The organism is Amnibacterium endophyticum (assembly GCF_042680685.1).
GTDB classification, from domain to species: domain Bacteria; phylum Actinomycetota; class Actinomycetes; order Actinomycetales; family Microbacteriaceae; genus Amnibacterium; species Amnibacterium endophyticum.
The window spans coordinates 1-719 of sequence record NZ_JBHUEA010000055.1 but is presented as its reverse complement, the minus strand read 5'-3'; the positions used below and the strand labels follow the sequence as shown (position 1 = coordinate 719).

Annotated in this window: 1 protein-coding gene; it reads right to left on the bottom strand. The window is 79.7% G+C overall.

The window, feature by feature from the left end:
* On the bottom strand, positions 1-635 hold a 635-nt coding region (locus ACFSBI_RS16260), incomplete at its 3' end, for a S1C family serine protease (RefSeq protein ID WP_377936791.1).
* Between the last annotated feature and the right edge of the window lie 84 nt (positions 636-719).

Below are 719 nucleotides of genomic sequence, written 5' to 3'. Positions count from 1 at the left end.
GCCGGGTCGATCCGGACGCCGAGGAAGGCGGGCCGGCCGAGCACGACCCCGGCGGCCCGCTCGCCCGCGACGATCCGGCGGACCGCCGCGAGGGCGGTGCCGATCGGGATCGCGTAGGCGGTGATGTCGGCGCCGCCCGACGTCGCGGCCGTGTCGACGCCGATCACCGCGCCGGAGTCGTTCCGCAGCGGGCCGCCCGAGTCGCCCGGGACGACGTCGGCGTCCGTCTCGATCAGCCCGTCGAGGGTCTCGCCCGCGGCAGCGCCCTCCGGCCGGGTGGTGATGCGGCGGTCCAGCCCGGTCACGGTCCCCTCGGCCGCCGTGAGCCTCCCGGCGCCGTTCGCGTTGCCCACCGCGACGACCGCGTCGCCGACCTCCGGCTCCTCGATCGCGAGCGCGGCGGGCTCGAGGCCCGCGGCGTCCGTGAGCCGCAGCACGGCGACGTCCCGCCGCGAGTCCGTCCCGACGACCTCCGCCGGCCAGGCGCGACCCGACGACGGGTCGACGGCCTCGACGGCGGCCGCGCCGACGACGACGTGCCGGTTGGTGAGCACGCGGCCCGAGTCCGTCAGGACGATGCCGGTGCCGGCGGACTCGCCGGAGCCGTCCGCCAGCCGGGCGGTGATCGTCACCACGCCGGCCGACTCCGCGGCGGCCGCCGGCCGGCTGTCGACCCGGGGCGTCCCCGGCGCCTTCCCGGAGCGGGCCGCGCCCGGGAC